The 20437-nt window shown below is 73.1% G+C and carries 20 protein-coding genes; 14 read left to right on the top strand and 6 right to left on the bottom strand.

Annotated elements, in window-relative coordinates:
• Entirely contained in the window at nucleotides 1–723 is a 723-nt protein-coding gene (gene bioD, locus OHU34_RS35825; RefSeq protein ID WP_405772481.1) for a dethiobiotin synthase, read from the top strand.
• Here the strand turns inward: bioD and OHU34_RS35820 are convergent.
• Complete coding sequence (locus tag OHU34_RS35820) at nucleotides 720–2942, bottom strand: LuxR C-terminal-related transcriptional regulator (RefSeq protein WP_405770202.1); 2223 nt, start codon at nucleotides 2940–2942, stop codon at nucleotides 720–722. The two genes, bioD and OHU34_RS35820, sit on opposite strands and share 4 nt — an antisense overlap.
• A 216-nt stretch (nucleotides 2943–3158) precedes the next feature.
• Between OHU34_RS35820 and OHU34_RS35815 the strand changes: the two genes are divergently transcribed.
• Both OHU34_RS35815 and OHU34_RS35810 read left to right on the top strand, forming a co-directional pair.
• Nucleotides 3159–3845: a triacylglycerol lipase gene (locus OHU34_RS35815; RefSeq protein ID WP_142269191.1), complete on the top strand. Its 687-nt coding sequence runs from the start codon at nucleotides 3159–3161 to the stop codon at nucleotides 3843–3845.
• A gap of 92 nt (nucleotides 3846–3937) precedes the next feature.
• Nucleotides 3938–4615 (top strand): class I SAM-dependent methyltransferase, encoded by a 678-nt coding sequence (locus tag OHU34_RS35810; RefSeq protein WP_405770199.1) that lies wholly within the window; start codon nucleotides 3938–3940, stop codon nucleotides 4613–4615.
• Here the strand turns inward: OHU34_RS35810 and OHU34_RS35805 are convergent.
• Nucleotides 4610–4984 (bottom strand): fic family toxin-antitoxin system, toxin component, encoded by a 375-nt coding sequence (locus tag OHU34_RS35805; RefSeq protein WP_142269193.1) that lies wholly within the window; start codon nucleotides 4982–4984, stop codon nucleotides 4610–4612. The genes OHU34_RS35810 and OHU34_RS35805 overlap by 6 nt on opposite strands.
• Nucleotides 4985–4988: 4 nt before the next feature.
• Nucleotides 4989–5231: a hypothetical protein gene (locus tag OHU34_RS35800; protein WP_020131652.1), complete on the bottom strand. Its 243-nt coding sequence runs from the start codon at nucleotides 5229–5231 to the stop codon at nucleotides 4989–4991.
• 148 nt (nucleotides 5232–5379) lie between these two features.
• Between OHU34_RS35800 and OHU34_RS35795 the strand changes: the two genes are divergently transcribed.
• The 8 genes from OHU34_RS35795 to mug all read left to right on the top strand — a co-directional run bounded on the left by OHU34_RS35795 (nucleotide 5380) and on the right by mug (nucleotide 15058).
• Nucleotides 5380–6255 (top strand): ABC transporter ATP-binding protein, encoded by an 876-nt coding sequence (locus OHU34_RS35795; RefSeq protein WP_142269194.1) that lies wholly within the window; start codon nucleotides 5380–5382, stop codon nucleotides 6253–6255.
• Between the two features lie 4 nt (nucleotides 6256–6259).
• Complete coding sequence (locus OHU34_RS35790; protein ID WP_405770195.1) at nucleotides 6260–8827, top strand: ABC transporter permease; 2568 nt, start codon at nucleotides 6260–6262, stop codon at nucleotides 8825–8827.
• A 252-nt stretch (nucleotides 8828–9079) separates the two neighbouring features.
• Complete coding sequence (locus OHU34_RS35785) at nucleotides 9080–9505, top strand: GNAT family N-acetyltransferase (protein ID WP_142269196.1); 426 nt, start codon at nucleotides 9080–9082, stop codon at nucleotides 9503–9505.
• Nucleotides 9506–9691: 186 nt separating this feature from the next.
• Nucleotides 9692–11032 (top strand): hemolysin family protein, encoded by a 1341-nt coding sequence (locus tag OHU34_RS35780; RefSeq protein ID WP_405770192.1) that lies wholly within the window; start codon nucleotides 9692–9694, stop codon nucleotides 11030–11032.
• Nucleotides 11029–12060 carry a hemolysin family protein gene (locus OHU34_RS35775; RefSeq protein ID WP_142269197.1) on the top strand — a complete coding sequence of 344 codons (1032 nt, stop codon included), beginning with the start codon at nucleotides 11029–11031 and terminating at the stop codon, nucleotides 12058–12060. The genes OHU34_RS35780 and OHU34_RS35775 overlap by 4 nt, the downstream gene beginning before the upstream one ends.
• A 68-nt stretch (nucleotides 12061–12128) precedes the next feature.
• Nucleotides 12129–12908: an SGNH/GDSL hydrolase family protein gene (locus OHU34_RS35770; protein ID WP_230196529.1), complete on the top strand. Its 780-nt coding sequence runs from the start codon at nucleotides 12129–12131 to the stop codon at nucleotides 12906–12908.
• 165 nt (nucleotides 12909–13073) lie between these two features.
• On the top strand, nucleotides 13074–14516 hold the full coding sequence (purB, locus tag OHU34_RS35765; protein ID WP_405770189.1) for an adenylosuccinate lyase: 1443 nt from the start codon (nucleotides 13074–13076) through the stop codon (nucleotides 14514–14516).
• Nucleotides 14513–15058, top strand: coding sequence for a G/U mismatch-specific DNA glycosylase (mug, locus tag OHU34_RS35760; protein WP_142269200.1), 546 nt, complete (start codon nucleotides 14513–14515; stop codon nucleotides 15056–15058). Before purB ends, mug begins: the two co-directional genes overlap by 4 nt.
• A gap of 31 nt (nucleotides 15059–15089) precedes the next feature.
• Here the strand turns inward: mug and OHU34_RS35755 are convergent, their stop codons facing one another.
• From OHU34_RS35755 to OHU34_RS35745, 3 genes are read right to left on the bottom strand one after another with little or no spacing between them, the layout of a single operon-like run.
• Entirely contained in the window at nucleotides 15090–15461 is a 372-nt protein-coding gene (locus OHU34_RS35755) for a hypothetical protein (RefSeq protein ID WP_230196528.1), read from the bottom strand.
• 57 nt (nucleotides 15462–15518) lie between these two features.
• On the bottom strand, nucleotides 15519–16268 hold the full coding sequence (locus OHU34_RS35750) for an ABC transporter permease subunit (protein ID WP_405770188.1): 750 nt from the start codon (nucleotides 16266–16268) through the stop codon (nucleotides 15519–15521).
• A 2-nt stretch (nucleotides 16269–16270) separates the two neighbouring features.
• A complete protein-coding gene (locus tag OHU34_RS35745; protein ID WP_405770185.1) occupies nucleotides 16271–17191 on the bottom strand; it encodes an ATP-binding cassette domain-containing protein in 921 nt (306 codons plus the stop codon).
• A 109-nt stretch (nucleotides 17192–17300) separates the two neighbouring features.
• Here OHU34_RS35745 and OHU34_RS35740 point away from each other — a divergent pair, with 109 nt between their 5' ends.
• The 3 genes from OHU34_RS35740 to OHU34_RS35730 all read left to right on the top strand — a co-directional run bounded on the left by OHU34_RS35740 (nucleotide 17301) and on the right by OHU34_RS35730 (nucleotide 20387).
• Entirely contained in the window at nucleotides 17301–18455 is a 1155-nt protein-coding gene (locus OHU34_RS35740; protein ID WP_405772477.1) for a sensor histidine kinase, read from the top strand.
• Nucleotides 18456–18469: 14 nt separating this feature from the next.
• Complete coding sequence (locus tag OHU34_RS35735; protein ID WP_142269204.1) at nucleotides 18470–19132, top strand: response regulator transcription factor; 663 nt, start codon at nucleotides 18470–18472, stop codon at nucleotides 19130–19132.
• Between the two features lie 97 nt (nucleotides 19133–19229).
• The gene (locus OHU34_RS35730; RefSeq protein WP_054240418.1) at nucleotides 19230–20387 is read left to right on the top strand and encodes an ROK family transcriptional regulator; all 1158 of its coding nucleotides are present in this window, start codon (nucleotides 19230–19232) and stop codon (nucleotides 20385–20387) included.
• The last annotated feature ends 50 nt before the right edge of the window (nucleotides 20388–20437 follow it).

The following is a 20437-nucleotide window of genomic DNA, read 5'->3' as shown; positions in this document are numbered from 1 at the left end:
ATGCCGATCCTGGTGATCACGGGGACGGGCACGGAGGTCGGCAAGACCGTCACGACGGCCGCGGTCGCCGCGTCGGCGCTCGCGGCGGGGCGGACGGTGGCCGTCCTCAAGGCCGCGCAGACCGGCGTACGGGCGGACGAGTCCGGTGACGCCGACGAGGTGGCCAGGCTCGCGGGCACGGTGACGACCGCCGAAGTGGCCCGTTTTCCCGAGCCGTTGGCTCCGGCGACGGCGGCGCGCAGGGCGGGCCTGGCTGCGGTGCGGCCGCAGGACGTGGCGGAGGCGGCGCAGAAACTGGCCGCCGGGCACGACCTGGTGCTCGTCGAGGGGGCGGGCGGGCTGCTCGTACGGTTCGACGAGGCGGGCGGGACGCTGGCCGACGTGGCGCAGCTGCTGCGGGCGCCGGTGCTGGTGGTGGCCTCGGCGGGCCTCGGTACGCTGAACACGACGGAACTGACGGCTCGTGAACTGCGGCGTCGCGGCGTGGAGTTGCTGGGGGTTGTGATCGGCAGCTGGCCCGACTCCCCTGATCTGGCCTCGCGTTGCAATGTCGCGGATCTTCCGGAGGTGGCCGGGGCCCCGCTGCTGGGGGCGCTGCCGTCGGGTGCCGGCGCTCTCGCGCCCGGCGATTTCCGTACCGTGGCGCCCGGTTGGCTGGCTCCGCGGCTGGACGGGACGTGGGAGGCGGAGGCCTTCCGGCAGCGGACCGGTTCCGGGGTCTAACCGCCGTCCGCGTCCGCGAGCAGCCGGACGAGTTCGATGCGGGAGCGGATGCCTAGGCGGGTGAAGACGCCTCGCAGATGGTGGTCGATGGTGCGGGGGCTGAGGGCGAGGCGGGCGGCGATCTCGCGGTTCGTGGCGCCGTCGGCCGCCATCCGGGCGACCAGCAGCTGCTGGGCGGTCAGGTGGACCGTCGGGCGCCGGTCGCCGCGACCGGGGGCCGCCGGGGCGCCCAGCGCGCGCAGTTCGGCGCGGGCGCTCTCGGCGCAGTGCGGGGCGTCGAAGGACTCGAACGCCTCCATCGCGCTGTGCAGCCGGTCGCGGGCCTCGGTGCGTCGGCGCAGCCTGCGCAGTGCACTGCCGAACAGCAGTTCGGTGCGGGCCCGTTCGAAGGCTCGGGTTCCTTCGGCGTGCAACCGGAGGGCCGTGCGGTAGTGCTCGACGGCGTCGGCGCCCGGCGTGAGCAGGGCTCGGCAGCGGGCGCTGAGGGCCAGGTCGTCGGCGCTGCCGACGGCGCGGGCCCAGCGGTCGTAGTCGGCGTGCGCGGCGCGCGCCACGCGGGTCTCGCCGGTGCGGACGGCGGCCTCGACATAGTGCGGGGTGGCCAGGTGGCGGATGGCCCGGTGGCCGTGGCCCGGACCCGAGGCGGCGAGGGCGCGCAGCCGGGCCGCGGCGGCGTCGAAGCGGCCGGAGCCGAGGTCGAGGAAGGCGAGCGCCCACTGCGCCAGGGCGGCGGGCAGGCCCAGGGCGTGGGCGAGGGCGTAGGAGCGGGCGGCCGCTGCCCGCTCCCGGCACAGGGCCTCGTCGCCGGTGAGCGCGGCGAACATCGCGAGGGCGGCCTGCAGATGGCAGGCGCCGTTGTCCTGTCCGGTGGCGTACGCCTGCCGCAGGGCGTCCAGCGCGGCGGCCTCGGCGGCGCGTGGGCGGCCGGTCCAGAAGTCGGCGTAGGCGCGGAACTCCATGGCCTGGGACACGGCGGCGGTGACGCCCCGGGCGCGGGCTGCGGCGGCCGACCGGACCGTGGCGGTGGCGGCGCGGGTGTGGTCGCCGAGCATCAGGGCTGCGATCCCCGCGTGCAGAAGGAGGGTGGGGTCGCCGCCCGGACCGCACCGTCCGGCGGTGGCCTCCAGCAGGTTGCGCGCGTCCTCGTACCGCCCGTCGACGGCCGCGGCGATCCCGCCGAGCACACCGGGCGGGTCGATGCCCGACTGCCCTGCGACGAGGGCCGCTTCACGGCATCGGCGCAGATCACCGGTGTAGACGGCGGCCTCGGCGGCTCGGGCCAGGAGGTGGGCGACGGGGGCGGCGGGGACGGAGCCCGCCGCCTCGCCGGACTCGTGCGAGGCGACCGGCTCGTGCGAGGCGACCGGGGAGGTGACGGAGGAGGCGGCGGGACGGGCCGTGGAGCCGGCCCGTCCCGGGGGCGGGTCACCGGGCGCGAGCCGCGGCCCGGCCGCACGTACCGCCCCGGCCAGCAGCGCGTCGAACGCCTCCCCCGCGTGCCCGGTCCGCAGGGCGAGGATGCCGGTGAGGGCGTCGGCGTCGGTGCGGGCGGCGAGGGCGCGGGACCGGTCGCCGTCACCGCGGTGCCAGGCGTCGGTCGCCGCGTGGGCGAGGAGCCGGGACCTCTCGCCCGGGTCCGTGCAGAGCGCGGCGGCGCGTTCGGCGAGGGCGCCCGAGAGCGCCGGGTCGCCGGCGGCGCGCGCCCGGGCGGCGGCCGCCGTGAGTTCCGCGGCGAGCCGCGCGCTGGGCCCGAGTGCGCCCGCGCCCCGGTGCCAGGACCGCCGGGGTGTCTCCGCCGCGCCGTGCAGGACGCGGGCGAGCAGCCGGTGGGCGTCGCGCCGGTCGGCCGGTGCGGCCGTCTCGTACGCGGCGATCCGGGTCCAGGCGTCGCGGAAGCCGACCCCGCCGGCCGTGGCGTGGGCGATCCCGGCCGCCTCCGCCGCTTCGAGGGGCCGGGTGTCGAGGCGGGCGGCGGCGACGGCCCGCAAGAAGGCGTGGGTGGCCACCGGGTACTGGTCGGCGGCCGCCAGCAGGAGCACCAGCCGGGTGCCGTCGGGCAGCGCGCGGATCTCGTGGCGGTGGGCGCGCAGCGTCTCGGGGGCGAGGTCGGCGGGTTCGGCCGGCAGCGGGTCGAGGCCGGCCGCCTGCCGTTCGGTCAGCCGTGCGACGAGTTCGGCGGCGGCGCACGGGTCGCCGTATACGAGGCGCAGCACGCGCACACGGACGCCTTCGGACAGCGCCGGGGCCGGGCGCGGGCCCGCGTCCGGCGGCGCCGGTGGCGAAGTGCGGTCCGCAGACGGGGGGTTCACTCGTGTCACCACACAAGTGACGTTACTGGCGGGTTACTTGAACCGTAAAGACTGGCGATTTCACCGATGCGGCGCGCGTAGACCCGCCGGACACTCCTGGCAACCCCACACGTTTCAGGAGGCATCATGCAGCGCCACAAGCGTCGCATCGCCGCGGCTTTCTCGGCCGTGGTCTCTTCGCTCCTTCTGTCACTCTCGTTCTCCGCCCCCACAGCCCACGCCGCGACCCACAACCCGATCGTCTTCGTGCACGGCATCAGCAGTTCCTCCAGCAGCTGGGACGACTGGGTCGCGGACTTCAAGGCCGACGGCTACACGGCCGCCGAACTGGACGCCTGGACCTACAGCTGGTCCCAGTCGAACGCCACGACCGCCTCCCAACTGGCCACCGAGATCAAGAACGTGCTGGCGAGAACCGGCGCGTCCAAGGTCGACGTCGTCATCCACTCCATGGGCGCGCTGAGCTCCCGCTACTACCTCAAGAACCTCGGCGGTACCGCGTACGTGGACGACTTCGTCTCCGTCGCGGGCACCAACCACGGGACGTCGGTCGCCTCGTGGTGCAGCTGGCTCTACACCTCCTGCGCCGAGATGGTCACCGGCAGTTCGTTCCTCACCGCGCTCAACTCCGGTGACGAGACCCCGGGCAGCGTGAGCTACGCGACCTACTGGTCGAACTGCGACTCGGCCATCGACCCGGACTCCTCGGCGCTGCTCAGCGGGGCCACCAACGTCGGCGTCGGATGCATCTCGCACACGGACATCAACAACGACTCCGGGGTGTACGAGCAGGTGCGCGACTTCGTCCAGTAGACCGTCGGACAAACGAGCAGCGCGACAGCGTGGGTGCGGCGGGCCTGCACGGGGGAGAATCCCGGTAGGCCCGTCCAGCCCGGGAGGTCGCCATGCCCCTGCGCCGTAGCGGCTCCGTCAAGGTGCCCGGTGACGCCGTCCACCACCCGTTGTTCGCCCGGTTCTACGCCCGGCTCGGCACGGCCGCCGAGACCCGCGGCGGCCTGGCCCCCGTACGCGATCAGCTGCTCACGGGGCTGTCCGGACGGATCATCGAGATCGGCGCGGGCAACGGACTGAATTTCGCCCACTACCCTGCCGCCGTCTCGGAAGTCGTCGCGATCGAGCCGGAGCGCCACCTGCGCACGCTGGCGCTGGAGGCGGCCCGGCGCGCGGAGGTGCCGGTCGATGTCGTGCCGGCCGTGGCGGAGGCGCTGCCGGTGAAGAGCGAGGCCTTCGACGGAGCGGTGCTCTCGCTGGTGCTGTGCAGCGTGCGGGACGTGCCCCGCGCGCTCGGGGAGCTGCGGCGGGTGCTGCGGCCCGGCGGTGAGCTGAGGTTCTTCGAGCACGGTCCCGGCGGTGGTCCGGCGATGCGGTTCACGCAGCGCGCGCTGGACCGCACGGTGTGGCCGACCCTGGCCGGCGGCTGTCACCTCACCCGGGACACCCTCGACGCCCTGCGCGAGGCAGGGTTCGAGCCGGGCCCGTACCGCCGGCTGTGCGTGCCGGAGAAGGGCCCGAGATTCCCCGCCTCGTACTGCGTTCTCGGCAGGGCCCGGCGCCCCTCATAGGCTCCACTGGCGCAGTTCCCGCGCGATGTCGGACACCGACGCCTCCCCGGTCTTGACCAGCCGGGCCAGGTCGCGGACCTGTTCGGGAGAGGTGGCGACCTTCAGACCGCTGGCGACGAGATAGGCGTACGCGACGGCGCAGGCGAACAGGGCGTTGGAGCGCTCCAGCGCGGGAACGTGGATGAGGAGCTGGAGCAGCGCCGCGGCGCGGGACGGCGCGTCGTCGTAGACGGGGACGTCGAATATCTCGGCCTGGTGGCGCGCCACGGCCGCCACCAGTGCCCCCCAGTCGGTGACCTGCGGGTCCCCCGGGGTCTTCTGTTCGGCGAGCATGAGAAGCCAGGCGAGATCGATGCGGAGGTCGCTCAAGGGATCAGCGGCGACCTTCGCGCGTGCCGCCCTCGCGGTCGGCGCCGAACTCTTCCGCGAACACGGCCTCGTACTGCTTCATGAAGTCGCTGGCGGCCTCGACGAACGTGTGGCCGACTTCGCCGGCATCCTGTCTGACCAGCTCTTCTATATAGCGGTTGACGCTCATGCCGCGGGCCGTGGCGCGCTCGCGGGCGGCGCGGGCCGTGCCCTCGTCGACGCGTACGTTCAGCTGGGTCTTCGCCATACCTCGACGCTAGCGCCGTGCCGCTAGCAACGGCAAGGGCGGCCGGGAGGTGAAAAGGAATACCGGGTGTGCGCCGGGTCACACTACGCTCGGCCGGGCAGACACATCACCACGCGATCGGCACGTCCACACAAACGAGGAGACAGCCTTGTCCACACCTGCTGCGGAGCACGCCCCCGGCTTGGCCTCGGCCGGCGGGATCGCGGCCCGCGCCCGCGGTCTGACCAAGGCGTACGGCTCGGGCGAGACCACGGTGCTCGCCCTGGATTCGGTGGACGTGAACATCGCGCGCGGCCGCTTCACCGCCGTCATGGGCCCGTCCGGTTCCGGCAAGTCGACCCTGATGCACTGCCTGGCGGGCCTCGACACGGTGTCGGCCGGTCAGGTGTGGATCGGCGACACCGAGATCACGGGACTGAAGGACCGGGAGCTGACCCGGCTGCGACGGGACCGGATCGGGTTCATGTTCCAGTCGTTCAACCTGATCCCGACGCTGAACGCCGCCGAGAACATCACCCTGCCCATGGACATCGCGGGGCAGAAGCCCGACCAGAAGTGGCTGGACCAGGTGATCGACACGCTCGGCCTGCGGGACCGGCTGAAGCACCGGCCGTCGCAGCTGTCCGGCGGCCAGCAGCAGCGCGTGGCCTGCGCCCGGGCACTCGCCTCCCGTCCCGAGCTGATCTTCGCCGACGAGCCGACCGGCAACCTGGACTCGCGCGCCGGGCTCGAGGTCCTCGCGTTCCTGCGGGAGGCCGTCGACCAGCTGGGTCAGACCGTCGTCATGGTCACCCATGACCCGGGTGCCGCCGCCCACTCCGACCTGGTGCTCTTCCTGGCGGACGGGCGGATCGTGGACGAGATGGAGCGGCCGACGGCGGACGCGGTGCTGGAGCGCATGAAGCGCTTCGACGGGATCCGCGCCCAGTCCGACGGCGAGAGCGGCGGCGCCGGCATCCCGGCCGCCGACGCCCACGGAACCGCCCAAGGGACCGACCACGGCACCGACGCCAAGGAGAAGTGATCCGGTGCTGAAAGCCACCCTCAGAAGTTTCCTCGCGCACAAGGGACGGCTGCTGCTGTCCGCGCTCGCCGTCGTCCTGTCCGTGGCGTTCGTCTCGGGCAGCCTGATCTTCTCCGACACGGTCACCCGCACCTTCGACCGGCTCTTCGCGTCCACGTCGGCGGATGTGACGGTCGAGCCCAGCGACGACCTCAAGGCGTCCGTGCCGACCGGCGCGGTGCAGACCGTGCCCGCCTCCCTCGCCGAGGAGGTGGCCCGCGTCGACGGGGTCGCGTCGACCCACGCGGACGTGAGCGTGGAGAACATCACGGTCGTGGACGGCGAGAACCAGTCCGTCGGGCCGACCACCGGCGCGCCGACCATCGCCACCGACTGGTACGTCACCGACCGCAGCCCGGTGAAGCTGACCTCCGGCCACGCCCCGCAGGGCGCGGGCGAGGCCATGCTCGACGCCGACACCGCCGACAAGAAGCACGTGAAGATCGGCGACACACTCACCGTGATGGCCCAGCCGGGCTCGTTCAAGGTGAAGATCGTCGGCATCGCCACCTTCACCACCACCAACCCGGGCGCGGCCCTGGTCTTCCTCGACCCGAAGACGGCCTCCGACCAGCTCCTGGGATCGCCGGACAAGGCCACGAGCATCTCCGTCGACGCGGCGCAGGGCGTGAGCGACCCGGTCCTCGAGCGGCGCGTCAGCGCCGCGATCGGTGCCGGGCCCTACGACGTGAAGACCGCGGACGAGCAGGCGAAGTCGTCGGCGGAGGCGCTGGGCGGGTTCCTCGACGTGATCAAGTACGTGATGCTCGGCTTCGCCGGGATCGCCGTCCTGGTCGGTGTGTTCCTGATCGTCAACACGTTCTCGATGCTGATCGCCCAGCGCACGCGCGAGCTGGGCCTGCTGCGTGCCCTGGGCGCCGACCGCCGCCAGGTGCGCCGCTCGGTGCTCACGGAGGCGGTACTGCTCGGTGTCGTGGGCTCCACGGTCGGCCTCGCCGCAGGCATCGGTCTGGCGGCCGGGCTGATCAAGCTCATGAGCGCGTTCGGCATGAACCTGAAGACCACGGAGATGGCCGTCGGCTGGGCGACCCCGGTGTCGGCGTACGTCGTCGGCGTCGGCGTCACCTTCGTGGCGGCCTACCTCCCGGCCCGGCGCGCCGCGACCGTCTCGCCGATGGCGGCCCTCGCGGACGCGGACATCGCCGGGGTGGGGCGGCCGCTGAAGGTGCGCGCGGTGGTCGGCGCGGTCGTCGGCGCGCTGGGCGTCGCGGCGCTCGCCGGCTGTGTGAGCTCCTCGAAGACGGCGTCCGCGGCATCCCTGCTGGGCCTGGGTGTCGTACTCACGCTCATCGCCACCGTCATCGCGGGGCCCCTGCTGGTCCGCCCGGTGATCCGCGTGCTCGGCGGCGCCTTCCCCGCGCTGTTCGGCTCGGTGGGCCGGATGAGCCAGCGCAACGCCCTGCGCAACCCGCGCCGTACCGGCGCCACGGCGGCCGCGTTGATGGTGGGTCTCGCCCTGGTCGGCGGGATGTCGGTGGCGAGCGCGTCGATGTCCAAGTCCTTCGACGAGCAGATCGACAAGACGCTGGGCGCCGACTTCGTCGTCCAGAACGCCAACTTCACGCCGTTCTCCCAAGAGGTCACGGACGCGGTACGCGACACCGAGGGCGTCGGCCTCGTCGTACGGCAGCGGTTCGCGCCGCTCGCCGTACGGCTGCCCGACGGCAAACGCGTCGAGACGACCGCCTCCGGTTACGACGACCAGGTCGACGACGTCGCGCACATCACCTACGCGCAGGGCGACACGGCGGCCGCGCTGGCCGACGGCGCCATCGGCATGGACGTCGACTTCGCCAAGGACCACGGGGTACGGCTGGGCAGTGTGCTGCCGGTGGAGTTCCCCGGGAAGCGGACCACGTCGCTGAAGGTCGGCGCGCTCACCGACCAGGACGGCGGCGACGGGTTCGGCATGCAGGGCGGGCTGTTCCTCGGGATCGCCACCGTCGAGAAGTACGTGCCCGGCGGGCAGGACTCGGCGCTGTACGTGAACGCGGCCTCCGGGACCGGCGGCGACCAGCTGCGGCCCCGCCTGGAGAAGACGCTCGACGCGTATCCGCAGGTACAGGCGCGTGACCAGGCCGACTACAAGAAGCTGGTGCACGACCAGATCGCCGTGCTGCTCTACCTGGTGTACGCCCTGCTCGGGCTCGCGATCGTCATCGCGGTGCTCGGTGTGGTCAACACCCTGGCGCTGTCGGTGGTGGAGCGGACCCGGGAGATCGGACTGCTGCGCGCCATCGGGCTGGGCCGGCGGCAGTTGCGCCGGATGATCCGGCTGGAGTCGGTCGTGATCGCGGTCTTCGGCGCGGTGCTGGGCCTGGCGCTCGGGCTGGTGTGGGGCGTGTGCATACAGCAGGTCCTGGAGTTGCAGGGCATGAAGGCCCTCGCCGTCCCGTGGGGCACGATCGTCGCGGTCGTGGTGGGCTCCGCGGTCGTCGGTGTCGTGGCGGCCCTGCTGCCCGCGCTGCGCGCCTCGCGGATGAACGTACTGGCCGCGATCGCGCACGAGTGACACGAGGGCGATCACGGGCGCGAACACCGCGGGCGGGGTGTCCGCGCCCGTGATCGCCGGGCGGTGCGCCGAGCGGCGGCCGAACACCGTCCGGGGACCGCCCGGACGGTTGCCCTCCGGGTGCCGGCCCCCTGCCGTCCGAGACGGTGACGGTGCCGACCGGGACCCGCTTGCCGTCCGCGGGCCGTCGGCGGGCGTCCGCATGCTGGAAATTCGCGTTCCGGCCGGTTTCCCGCGTGGTGGGATCGTTCTATGAGCGATCTGCGGATACGGGCCGCCGGGCCCGAGGACCTGGACACCGTGCTGGCCTTCTGGAAGACCTCCGCCGAGGGCACGAGCATCAGCGACGACCGGAGCGGCGTGGAGCGGCTGGTCGCGCGCGATCCGGGGGCACTGATCCTCGCCGAGCGGGATGGTGAACTGGCCGGGACGGTGATCGCCGGGTTCGACGGATGGCGGTGCCACCTGTACCGGCTGGCGGTGCACCCCGACCAGCGCCGCCAGGGCATCGGCTCGGCGCTGCTGGCCGCCGCGGAGGAGCGGTTCGTGCGGCTGGGCGGACGCCGCGGGGACGCGATGGTGCTCACCCGAAACGAAACGGCGCATCATGCCTGGCGCGCTGCGGGGTACGCGCCCGAGGAGAAGTGGCGGCGCTGGGTGAAGCCGCTCAGCGACTGACCGGAGCCCCTGAAGGGCTCTTTTGCCGATCCTTTACCATTGGGGGACTGTGCGGACGACCCGCACGGTCCCCCGATGACTTCATGAAAGGTGTGAGCGTCCGCCCATGGGCGAGCCTCCCAGTACCCCCACGCGACACCGCGCGTCCCTCCCCACCCTGTCCGATCATGGGACGGAGGTGACCCGATGACCGAAGTCCTGCTGCTCCTGGTGGCGATCCTGCTGTCGCTCGCGTGCGGTGCCTTCGTCGCCGCCGAGTTCTCGCTGACCACGGTCGAGCGCAGCGAACTGGAACGGGCGGTGGAGCGCGGCGAGCGCGGCGCTCCCGGAGCGCTCAAGGCCGTACGGAACCTCACCTTCCAGCTCTCCGGCGCCCAGCTCGGCATCACCGTCACCAACCTCGTGGTCGGCATGCTCTCCGAGCCGTCGATCGCCAAGTTGATCGCCGGGCCGCTGGAGTCGCTCGGCCTGTCGAGCACCACGTCGAGCTCCGTCGCGCTGGTGCTGGGTACGGCCCTGTCGACCGTGTTCCTGATGGTCGTCGGCGAACTCGTGCCCAAGAACTGGGCGATCTCCTCCCCGCTGGCCGTCGCCAAGCGCGTGGGCAACGCGCAGCGCTGGTTCAGCGCCGCCTTCCGGCCCTTCATCACCCATCTCAACAACACCGCGAACCGCATCGTGCGCCGCTTCGGCGTGGAGCCCACCGAGGAACTCGCCGCCGCGCGCGGCCCCCAGGAGCTCGCGGCCCTGGCCCGGCACTCCGCGAGGGAGGGCGCCCTGGAGGCGGACACCGCGGAGCTGTTCGTGCGCACGCTGAACCTGGCCGATCTGACCGCGGAGAACGTGATGACCCCGCGCGTCCAGGTCATCGCCCTCGACGCGGCGGCGACCTGCGAGGACGTGGCGAACGCGACCCGGGCGACGGGCTTGTCCCGGTTCCCCGTGTACCGCGGCAACCTCGACTCGGTGGTGGGCACCGCGCACATCAAGGACGTACTGGCGATCCCGGCGGAGCGCCGACCGCGCGTACCCGTCTCGGAGATCATGCGTGAGCCGCTCCTCGTGCCCGAGTCGCTGACCGTGGACCGGCTGCTGGACCGGCTGTCCGGCAAGCGGACGATGGCCGTGGTCATCGACGAGTACGGCGGCACGGCGGGCGTGGCGACGCTGGAGGACATCGTCGAGGAGGTCGTCGGCGAGGTCCGCGACGAACACGACCCGCACGAGACGTCCGACCTGGCCGCCGCCGGCAAGGACGACGAGGGCCGCACGCTCTACTCGGCCGACGGCGCCGCCCGCACCGACCAGCTCGCGCGCGTGGGCCTGCACACCCCCGAGGGGCCGTACGAGACGCTCGCCGGTCTGCTCGCCACCGAGCTGGGCCGGATACCGGCGGTCGGCGACACCGTGGAGGTCGCGGGCTGGCGCATGGACGTGGTGGACGCCTCGGGCCGGCGGGCCGCGCGCGTGCTGCTGCACGCGCCGCTCGCCCCGTCCGAGGGTTTTGAACAGGAGGCCGGGAAGTGATCGCCGTCCAGTTGCTGATCGCACTGGCGACCCTCGTCGTCAACGCGTTCTTCGTCGGCGCGGAGTTCGCGCTGATCTCCGTACGCCGCTCCCAGATCGAGCAGTACCTCGAAGGCGGCGCGAAGGGCGCGCAGGGCGACCGGCGTGCCAAGAGCGTGCTGTGGGGCCTCCAGCACGTGTCTGCCCTGATGGCGGCCGCGCAGCTCGGCATCACCCTGTGCACGCTGATCCTCGGTGTGGTCGCCGAACCCGCCATCGCCCACCTGCTGGAGCCGGCGTTCCACGCGGTGGGCGTGCCCGAGGGCGCGGGACACGCGGTGTCCTTCGTCATCGCGCTGGCGGCGGCGACCTATCTGCACATGCTGCTCGGCGAGATGGTGCCGAAGAACATCGCGCTCGCGGAACCGGTGCGCAGCGCGCTGCTGCTGGGGCCGCCGCTGGTCACGCTGGCCCGGGCGCTGCGCCCGGTGATCTTCGCGATCAACGCCTTCGCGAACGGCCTGCTGAAGCTGCTGCGGATCGAGACCAAGGACGAGGTCGCCGCGGCCTTCTCGGACGCCCAGCTCGCCCAGATCGTCAAGGACGCCGGTGAGGCCGGGCTCATCGACGACCGCGCCCTGGAGCGGCTGCACGACGCCCTGGAACTGGGCCGCCGTCCGGTGCGTGATGTCGTCCTGCCGCTGGAACGGGTCGTCTACGCGCGCGTGGGCGTCACTCCGGAGGAGCTGGAGCGGCTGGCGGCGGAGTCCGGGTTCTCCCGGTTCCCCGTGGTGGACGAGGGGCGCCGGATCGTCGGTTACCTGCACGTGAAGGACGCGCTGGACGCCTCGCCGCGGGACACGGCGTTCCGGCTGGGCGACATGCGGCCCATCGCGCGCGTGCGGGAGGCGACTCCGCTGGACGACGTCCTCACCGCGATGCGGGGCACCCGTACGCATCTGGCGGCCGTGCTCGGCTCCGACGGACGGCTGTCCGGTCTGGTGACCATGGAGGACGTGCTGCGGGAGCTGTTCGGGCAGCGGGCGTGAGGGCGCGGAGGCGGGGCCGGAGGTGACCGACCGCCGGGTATGGGACTCGGGCTACCATCTATGTCGCCATGCAGACGAATCCCACACACACCAGCCTGGTCGCCCTCGGCGACTCCTTCACCGAGGGCATGTCGGACCTGCTGCCCGACGGCTCCTACCGGGGCTGGGCGGACCTCCTCGCCGCGCGGATGGCCGCCCGCACCCCCGGTTTCCGGTACGCCAACCTGGCGGTGCGCGGCAAGCTGATCGGACAGATCGTCGAGGAGCAGGTGCCGGTGGCCGTCGCGATGGGCGCCGACGTCATCACCCTGGTCGGCGGCCTCAACGACACCCTGCGCCCCAAGTGCGACATGGGCCGCGTGAAGGGCCTGCTGACGGAGGCCGTGGAGCGCCTGACCCCCGCGTGCAAGGAGCTGGTGCTGATGCGCAGCCCGGGCCGGCAGGGGCCTGTCCTGGAGCGGTTCAGGCCGCGCATGGAGGAACTGTTCGTGCATGTCGAGGAGCTGGCGGAGCGGCACGGCGCACTGGTCGTCGACCTGTACGGCGCCCCGTCCCTCGGCGACCCGCGGATGTGGGACATCGACCGGCTGCACCTGACGGCGGAGGGCCACCGGCGGGTCGCGGAGGCGGTCTGGCAGGGCCTCGGGCACGACCCGCAGGACGCCGAGTGGCACACGCCGATGCCGGCCACACCGCCTCCGGGCTGGGCCGCCCGCCGCGTCGCCGACGCGCGGTTCGCCCGGCAGTACCTCCTCCCCTGGATAGGCCGCCGGCTGACCGGCCGGTCCTCCGGGGACGGCCTGCCGCCGAAGCGGCCCGACCTGCTGCCGTACGAGGGTCAGGCCTAGGCGTCTTCCGTACGCGTTCGCGTTCCCTGCGCGCGAGTGAACCGGCCAGGCGGCCGGAGCCGGGGGTGGCCCCGCCGGGCAGGGCGGGGTGACGCCGGTCTCGTAGGTTCCGCCGAACCAGGCCGTGGCGCTGGCCTGCACGAATCGCCAGTAGAATCCGTACACGTGACTTCCGCTCCCGCCAAGCCCCGTATCCCCAACGTGCTCGCCGGACGCTACGCCTCCGCCGAACTCGCCACGCTCTGGTCGCCCGAGCACAAGGTGAAGCTGGAGCGTCAGCTCTGGCTCGCCGTGCTGAAGGCTCAGAAGGACCTCGGGATCGAGGTGCCGGACGCGGCGATCTCCGACTACGAGCGTGTCCTCGACACCGTCGACCTGGCCTCCATCGCCGAGCGCGAGAAGGTCACCCGGCACGACGTGAAGGCCCGGATCGAGGAGTTCAACGACCTCGCCGGCCATGAGCAGGTCCACAAGGGCATGACGTCCCGCGACCTGACGGAGAACGTCGAGCAGCTCCAGATCCGGCTCTCGCTGGAGCTCGTCCGCGACCGCGCGGTGGCCGTGCTGGCACGTCTCGGCAAGCTGGCCGGCGAGTACGGCGAGCTCGTCATGGCCGGGCGCTCCCACAACGTGGCCGCGCAGGCCACGACCCTCGGCAAGCGGTTCGCGACCGCCGCCGACGAACTGCTCGTCGCGTACGGCCGCGTCGAGGAGCTGCTCGGGCGTTACCCGCTGCGCGGCATCAAGGGCCCGGTCGGCACCGCCCAGGACATGCTCGACCTGCTCGGGGGCGACGCCGCCAAGCTCAGCGAGCTGGAGGACCGGATCGCCGGTCACCTGGGCTTCTCGCAGGCGTTCACGTCCGTCGGCCAGGTCTACCCGCGGTCGCTGGACTACGAGGTCGTCACCGCGCTGGTGCAGCTCGCGGCGGCGCCCTCCTCGCTGGCGAAGACGATCCGGCTGATGGCCGGGCACGAGCTGGTGACCGAGGGCTTCAAGCCCGGCCAGGTCGGCTCCTCGGCGATGCCGCACAAGATGAACACCCGCTCCTGCGAGCGTGTGAACGGCCTGATGGTCATCCTGCGCGGCTACGCGTCGATGACCGGCGAGCTGGCGGGCGACCAGTGGAACGAGGGCGACGTGTCCTGCTCGGTGGTGCGACGGGTCGCGCTGCCGGACGCGTTCTTCGCGCTCGACGGTCTGCTGGAGACGTTCCTGACGGTGCTCGACGAGTTCGGCGCCTTCCCGGCGGTCGTCGCCCGGGAGCTGGACCGCTACCTGCCGTTCCTGGCCACCACCAAGGTGCTGATGGGCGCGGTACGCGCGGGCGTCGGCCGTGAGGTCGCGCACGAGGCGATCAAGGAGAACGCCGTCGCCTCGGCACTGGCGATGCGTGAGCAGGGTGCGGAGCGCAACGAGCTGCTGGACAAGCTCGCCGCCGACGAGCGGCTCCCGCTCGACCGTGCCCGGCTGGACGCGCTGATGGCCGACAAGCTGTCCTTCACGGGTGGCGCGGCGGCCCAGGTGGCCACGGTCGTCGGCCGGGTGGAGGAGATCGTGAAGCAGCGTCCCGAGGCGGCGGGTTACACCCCCGGAGCGATCCTCTGACGCGCTTCACCCAGGCGGAGCTGGAGGCCGCCCGCGACCGTCTCGTACCGGACGTCGTCGCGGGCGGCCTGCGTGTGCTGTTCTGCGGCATCAACCCGGGTCTGATGACGGCGGCGACCGGTCATCACTTCGCCCGCCCGGGCAACCGCTTCTGGCCGGTGCTGCACCTGTCCGGCTTCACCCCGAGGCTGCTGAAGCCCGCCGAACAGCAGGAGTTGCCGTCCTACGGTCTCGGCATCACGAACGTGGTGGCGAGGGCGACCGCGCGGGCCGACGAGCTCACGGCGCGGGAGTACCGGGACGGCGGGCGGCTGCTGGCGGAGAAGGTGACCCGGCTGAAGCCCCGCTGGCTGGCGGTGGTCGGCGTGACCGCGTACCGGGCGGCCTTCGACGACCGCAAGGCGGCGGTGGGCCCGCAGGAGCGAGTCATCGGGGACACGCGCGTGTGGGTGCTGCCGAATCCCAGCGGTCTGAACGCGCACTGGACGGCGGCGACGATGGCGGAGGAGTTCGCGCGACTGCGGGTGGCGGCGGAGGACTGAGGGCCTCGTGCCGGAACGTCGTACCGGTGCTTCAGGGCGGGTCGGTCTCGGTGACGACCAGGAGGAGCTGGATCTCGTCGCACGGGTCGAGATCGGCGATGCCCAGGGCCACCCAGCGGCCGTGCTCCGCCGCCCGCCAGAGGTACACGTCCCCCACCCGCAGGCTCAGCTCGGCCCAGGGCTCGGGTATCTCCTCGGTCCCGGTCCGCAGCCGGACCGTCTGCAGCCCGACCTGGTACGGATCTCCCCATCGCACCGTCAGTTTCCCGGCCAGTTGCTCCTTCTCCTCGTGGAACCGCTCCAGCTCGGCGTGACGCACCGCGGCGTCCGCGGCGGCGAGGCCGTGACTGGTCACCAAGGCCGTCGTACCGTGACCGGGCCCGAGGTACCTGTCGATGTCCATGAGTTCCAGTAAACCCGCCACCACTGACAATTGGCGGTCCGTCAGCCGCCCTGCGGCTCAGGCATCCCTTCGCCGTATCCGCCACGCCCCCGCGACGACCGCCGTCGCCGTCCACAGGGCCGTCACCGCAAGCCCCGTCCACGGCCCCAGCGGACCCTCCCACCTGCTGTGGAGCACGACTTGGCCGGCTCGGTCGGGCAGCAGGTCCGCGACGTCGCCGCTCATGTCGCCGACGACGAAGGACACGATCAGCAGGAACGGGACGAGGATGCTCAACGCGGCTGTTCCGCTGCGCAGCACGGCCGTCAGGCCCGCCGCGAGCAGCGCCATCAGCGTCAGGTAGAGGCCACAGCCCAGCGCGCCGCGCAGACGGTCGGCGGTGCCCAGCCCGTCCGCCCGCTCCCCCAGCACGGCGCTGCCCACCGCCACGGTGATCAGGCCCGTGGTCAGTCCGACGGTCAGCACGGGCAGGGCGATCGCGGTCAGCTTGGCGGCGAACCAGCGGCCCCGGTGCGGCACCGCGGCCAGCGACAGACGCAGTGCGCCGCCGTGGAACTCGCTCGAGACGGCCGTCGTCGCGAAGGCGATCGCCGCGATCTGACCGAAGCTCACACCGAAGAGGACGGAGAAGAGCGGGTCGAGGTCCTCGCCGCCCGAGCCGGTCGCGGCGTCCGCCGAAGACGCCGAGACCACGGAGAACCCCGAGAAGACGAGGGTGGCCGACAGCATCGCGCACAGGCCGCCGACCAGCGGGCGCAGCGTACGGATCTTGATCCACTCGGCGTGGAGCGCGGGTGTGAATCCCATGGTCATGCCTCCTGGGGCCGGGCCGCGAACTCTGCTTCGGCGGCGGTCAGGTCGAGGTAGGCCTGTTCCAGCGTGCCTTCCTCCGCGGTCAGTTCGAGCAGGGGGACGCCGGCCTCGGACAGCAGGCGGCCGATGTCGTCCACGCGCGCGTGGTGCACCGTCCAGTGCCCGTCCTGGTGCTCCTCGGCGTCATGGCCGTGGCGGGCGAGGGCGCTCTTCAGCGCGGTGGGGTCGGTCGTACGGATGCGTACGCGCGGCCGCACGCGCGCGTCGATGAAGTCCCGCAGGGGGGTGTCGGCCAGCAGGCGGCCCCGGCCGAGGACGACGAGGTGGTCGGCGAAGGAGGCGGTCTCGTTCATCAGGTGGCTGGAGACCAGCACGGTGCGTCCTTCCGCGGCGAGCCTCCGCAGCAACGCACGGATCCAGACGATGCCTTCGGGGTCCAGGCCGTTGGAGGGCTCGTCGAGGAGCACCACTTCGGGGTCGCCGAGCAGGGCGGCGGCGATGCCGAGGCGTTGGCGCATGCCCAGGGAGTAGGTCCGCACCCGGCGCCGCGCGGCCGGGGAGAGGCCGGTCTCCGCCAGCACCTCCTCGACCCGGCGGACGGCGATGCGGTTGCTCGCCGCCAGGGCACGCAGGTGATCGCGCCCCGTCCGGGAGCCGTGCGCGGCCTGCGCGTCGAGCAGCGCGCCGACGTGGCGCAGGGGTTGCCGCAGGGCGGTGTAGGCCCGGCCGCCGACGGTGGCGGTGCCCGCCGTCGGCTTGTCCAGGCCGAGGACGAGGCGCAGGGTGGTGGACTTGCCCGCGCCGTTGGGGCCGAGGAAGCCGGTGACGCGGCCGGGCCGCACGCGGAACGTGAGGCGGTCCACGGCCCGTCGGGGCCCGTACTCCTTGGTGAGGTCTCGTACGTCGATGCTGGTCATGGCCCTCACTCTCGCCACTGGCGGCGGCGCGGTCCTCCCCCGCCGGTGGGGAGCGTCTCCCCCGCTCGGGGGAGGACCGTTGTCGGTGCCGCCTGCCACGATGGTCGGCATGGGCCGCTTCCTGCGCCCGCTGCTGCGGGGGACGACGTACGCACGACTGCTGCATCTGTGGGTGCCGATGCTGGTCGTGAGCGTCTGGATGTTCATCGACCCGTCGAGGCCGTGGGTGCCCGCGCTGCTGCTCGTACCGGTGGGGCTGATCCCGGCGGTGCGGACGGGCGAGGGGGTCCAGGCCCGGCTGCTGCTCCTGGCGGGCGACGCGGACGCCGGCTTCTCCGTGGCGCCGTCGGAGACCTGGCGGGACCGGCTGCGTACGGTGCTGTGGCTGGAGGCGCGGATGGCCCTGGGCGCGGTGGCGATGTTCGCGTGCGTCTGGTTTCCCACCCTGGCATACGACCTCGCCGCGACCGCGGGCGGGGCGGTTCCGGACGACCTGCCGGGCCTGGGCGGGGCGGCTCCGCACCGGTGGCCCGCCCTGCTCGTCCCGCTCCCCGTCCTCGCCCTGTACGGGGCCGTGGTGGGCCTGGGCGAGCTGGTGACCGTCGTCGCGCGCGGGCTGCTGGGTCCGTCCGCCGCCGAGCGGCTCGCCGCCCTGGAGGAGCGGACGGAGCAGTTGCTCGAACGCAACCGCATCGCACGGGAGTTGCACGACTCCATCGGCCACGCGCTGACGGTCGCGGTGGTGCAGGCGGGCGCGGCGCGGGCGGCGGGCGACGCGGAGTTCACCGACCGGGCCCTGACCGCCATCGAGGAGAGCGGCCGGTCGGCGCTCGCGGACCTGGAGCGGGTGCTCGGCGTGCTGCGGGAGTCGGGACGGCCGGTGGGCGACAGACCCACGCTGGCGGAGGCCGACCGGCTGCTGGAGTCGGCGCGGGCCTCCGGGGCGAAGGTCGACGCCGAGGTGACGGGGCCGCTGGAGACGGTCCCGGGGCCGGTGTCCCGGGAGGGCTACCGCATCCTCCAGGAAGCGCTGACCAATGTGCTGCGGCACGCGGGGCCGGTTCCGGTGCGGGTCCGCGTCGGGGTCGCCGGCGATCTGCTGCGCCTGGAGGTGCGCAACCCTTCGACGGCCCGGCTTCCCGGCCCGGGGCGGGGCAGCGGCCTGCGGGGCATACGGGAGCGGGCCGCCCTGCTCGGCGGGCGGGCGTCGACCGGGCCGGACGAGGGGGACTGGAGGGTGCGGGCGGAGCTGCCCCTGCGCTGATCTACGCTGGCCGGATGCCGGTCACCGTGCTCCTCGTCGACGATGAACCCCTGGTGCGGGTGGGGCTGCGCGCCGTGCTGGAGGCGCAGCCCGACATCGAGGTCGTCGGGGAGGCGGCCGACGGGGCGGCGGTCATCCCGTTGGTGCGGCAACTGCGGCCGGACGTGGTGGCCATGGACGTCCGGATGCCGCTGATGGACGGTATCGAGGCCACGCGCGCGGTGCTGCGGTCGGTCGACGAGCCGCCGAAGATCCTCGTCGTGACGACCTTCGAGAGCGACGAGTACGTCTACGAGGCGCTGCGCGCGGGCGCGAACGGGTTCCTGCTGAAGCGGGCGCGGGCCGCCGAGATCGTGCACGCGGTGCGCCTGGTCGCCGAGGGCGAGTCGCTGCTGTTCCCGGCGTCGGTGCGGAGGCTGGCCGCCGAGTACGGCGACCGCGGAGGCAATCGGGCGGCGCAGGACACCCTGGAGCGGGCCGGGCTGACCGAGCGGGAGGCCGAGGTGCTGCGGCTGATGGCACGTGGGATGTCGAACGCGGAGATCGCCGCCCGGCTCGTCGTCGGGACGGAGACGGTCAAGTCCCATGCCGGGGCGGTGCTGGCGAAGCTCGGGGCACGCAACCGGACGCAGGCGGTGATCACGGCGTACGAGTCGGGGTTCGTCGCGCCGGGGTGAGCGCGCCGGTGGATATCGGTACGGATTCCTTACTCGCCGGGGTACCTCCCGCCGAGTACGATCCGCCCAACACGCGCACGAGCTGGAAGGACGGACGTTGGGGCAGCTGACCGGCGGGGATCCCTCGCTGCTGCGAAGGATCAATTCCGCGGTGGTGCTGCACGCGCTGCGTGCCGCGGACTGCGCGACGCTCACGGAGATCACCCGCGTGACGGGCCTGTCCCGGCCGACGGTCGAGGGGGTGGTCGAGGATCTCATCGGGGCGGGGCTCGTCGTCGAGAAGGCGGCCGACGAGAGTGTCGCCCGGCGGCAGGGGCGGCCCGCGCGGCGGTTCCGGTTCCGGGCGGAGGCCGGGCACCTGCTGGGGCTGGAGATCGGCTCGCACCGGGTGGCCGCGCTGCTGGCCGACCTGGACGGCCGGATACTCGGCGCGCAGGCCAAGGAGGTCGACGAGGCGGCACCGGCGGACGAACGGCTGGAGCGGCTGCGTACGGCCGTCGCCGAGCTGCTCCGCCGGGCGGGCGTCCCGCGCAGCTCGCTGCGGGCGGTGGGGGTCGGCACGCCCGGGATCGTGGAGGCGGACGGGACGGTACGGCTCGGCACCGCGCTGCCGGAGTGGACGGGGTTGCGGCTGGGTGAGCGGCTGAGCCGTTCCTTCAAGTGTCCGGTGCTGGTGGAGAACGACGCCAACGCGGCGGCCGTGGCCGAGCACTGGAAGGGATCGGCCACCGAGTCCGACGACGTCGTCTTCGTGCTGGCCGGGCTGAGCCCGGGTGCCGGCTCGCTGATCGGGGGCCGGCTGCACCGGGGGTACGGCGGGGCGGCCGGGGAGATCGGCGCGCTGCATCTGCTGGGCCGGGAGGTGACGCCGGAGACGCTGCTGTCCATGACGGACGAGCCGCTGCATCCGCTGGACGAGCAGGCGGTCGCGGAGGTGTTCGCGCAGGCCCGCGAGGGCGACCAGCAGGCCAGGGCCGCGGTGGACCGTTTCATCCAGCGGCTCGTCCACGACGTGGCGGCGCTGGTCCTGGCGCTCGATCCGGAGCTGGTCGTGGTGGGCGGGTGGGCGGCCGGTCTGGACGGTGTGCTGGAGCCGCTGCGCAACGAGTTGGCGCGCTACTGTCTGCGCCCGCCGAAGGTGGCCCTGTCGCTGCTCGGTGAGGCGGCGGTGGCGACGGGGGCGCTGCGGCTCGCCCTCGACCATGTCGAGGAGCAGTTGTTCGCGGTCGAGGGGACCGTGACGGCGCGGCGGTGAGCTGCCGTCATCGGTGAAACGCGCCGCGCCCCGGTGGAGTTCCGGGGCGC

The organism is Streptomyces sp. NBC_00080 (assembly GCF_045041255.1).
Taxonomy (GTDB): Bacteria; Actinomycetota; Actinomycetes; order Streptomycetales; family Streptomycetaceae; genus Streptomyces; species Streptomyces coriariae.
The sequence above is the reverse complement of the archived record's forward strand: the minus strand, read 5'-3'. Positions and strand labels throughout refer to the sequence as shown.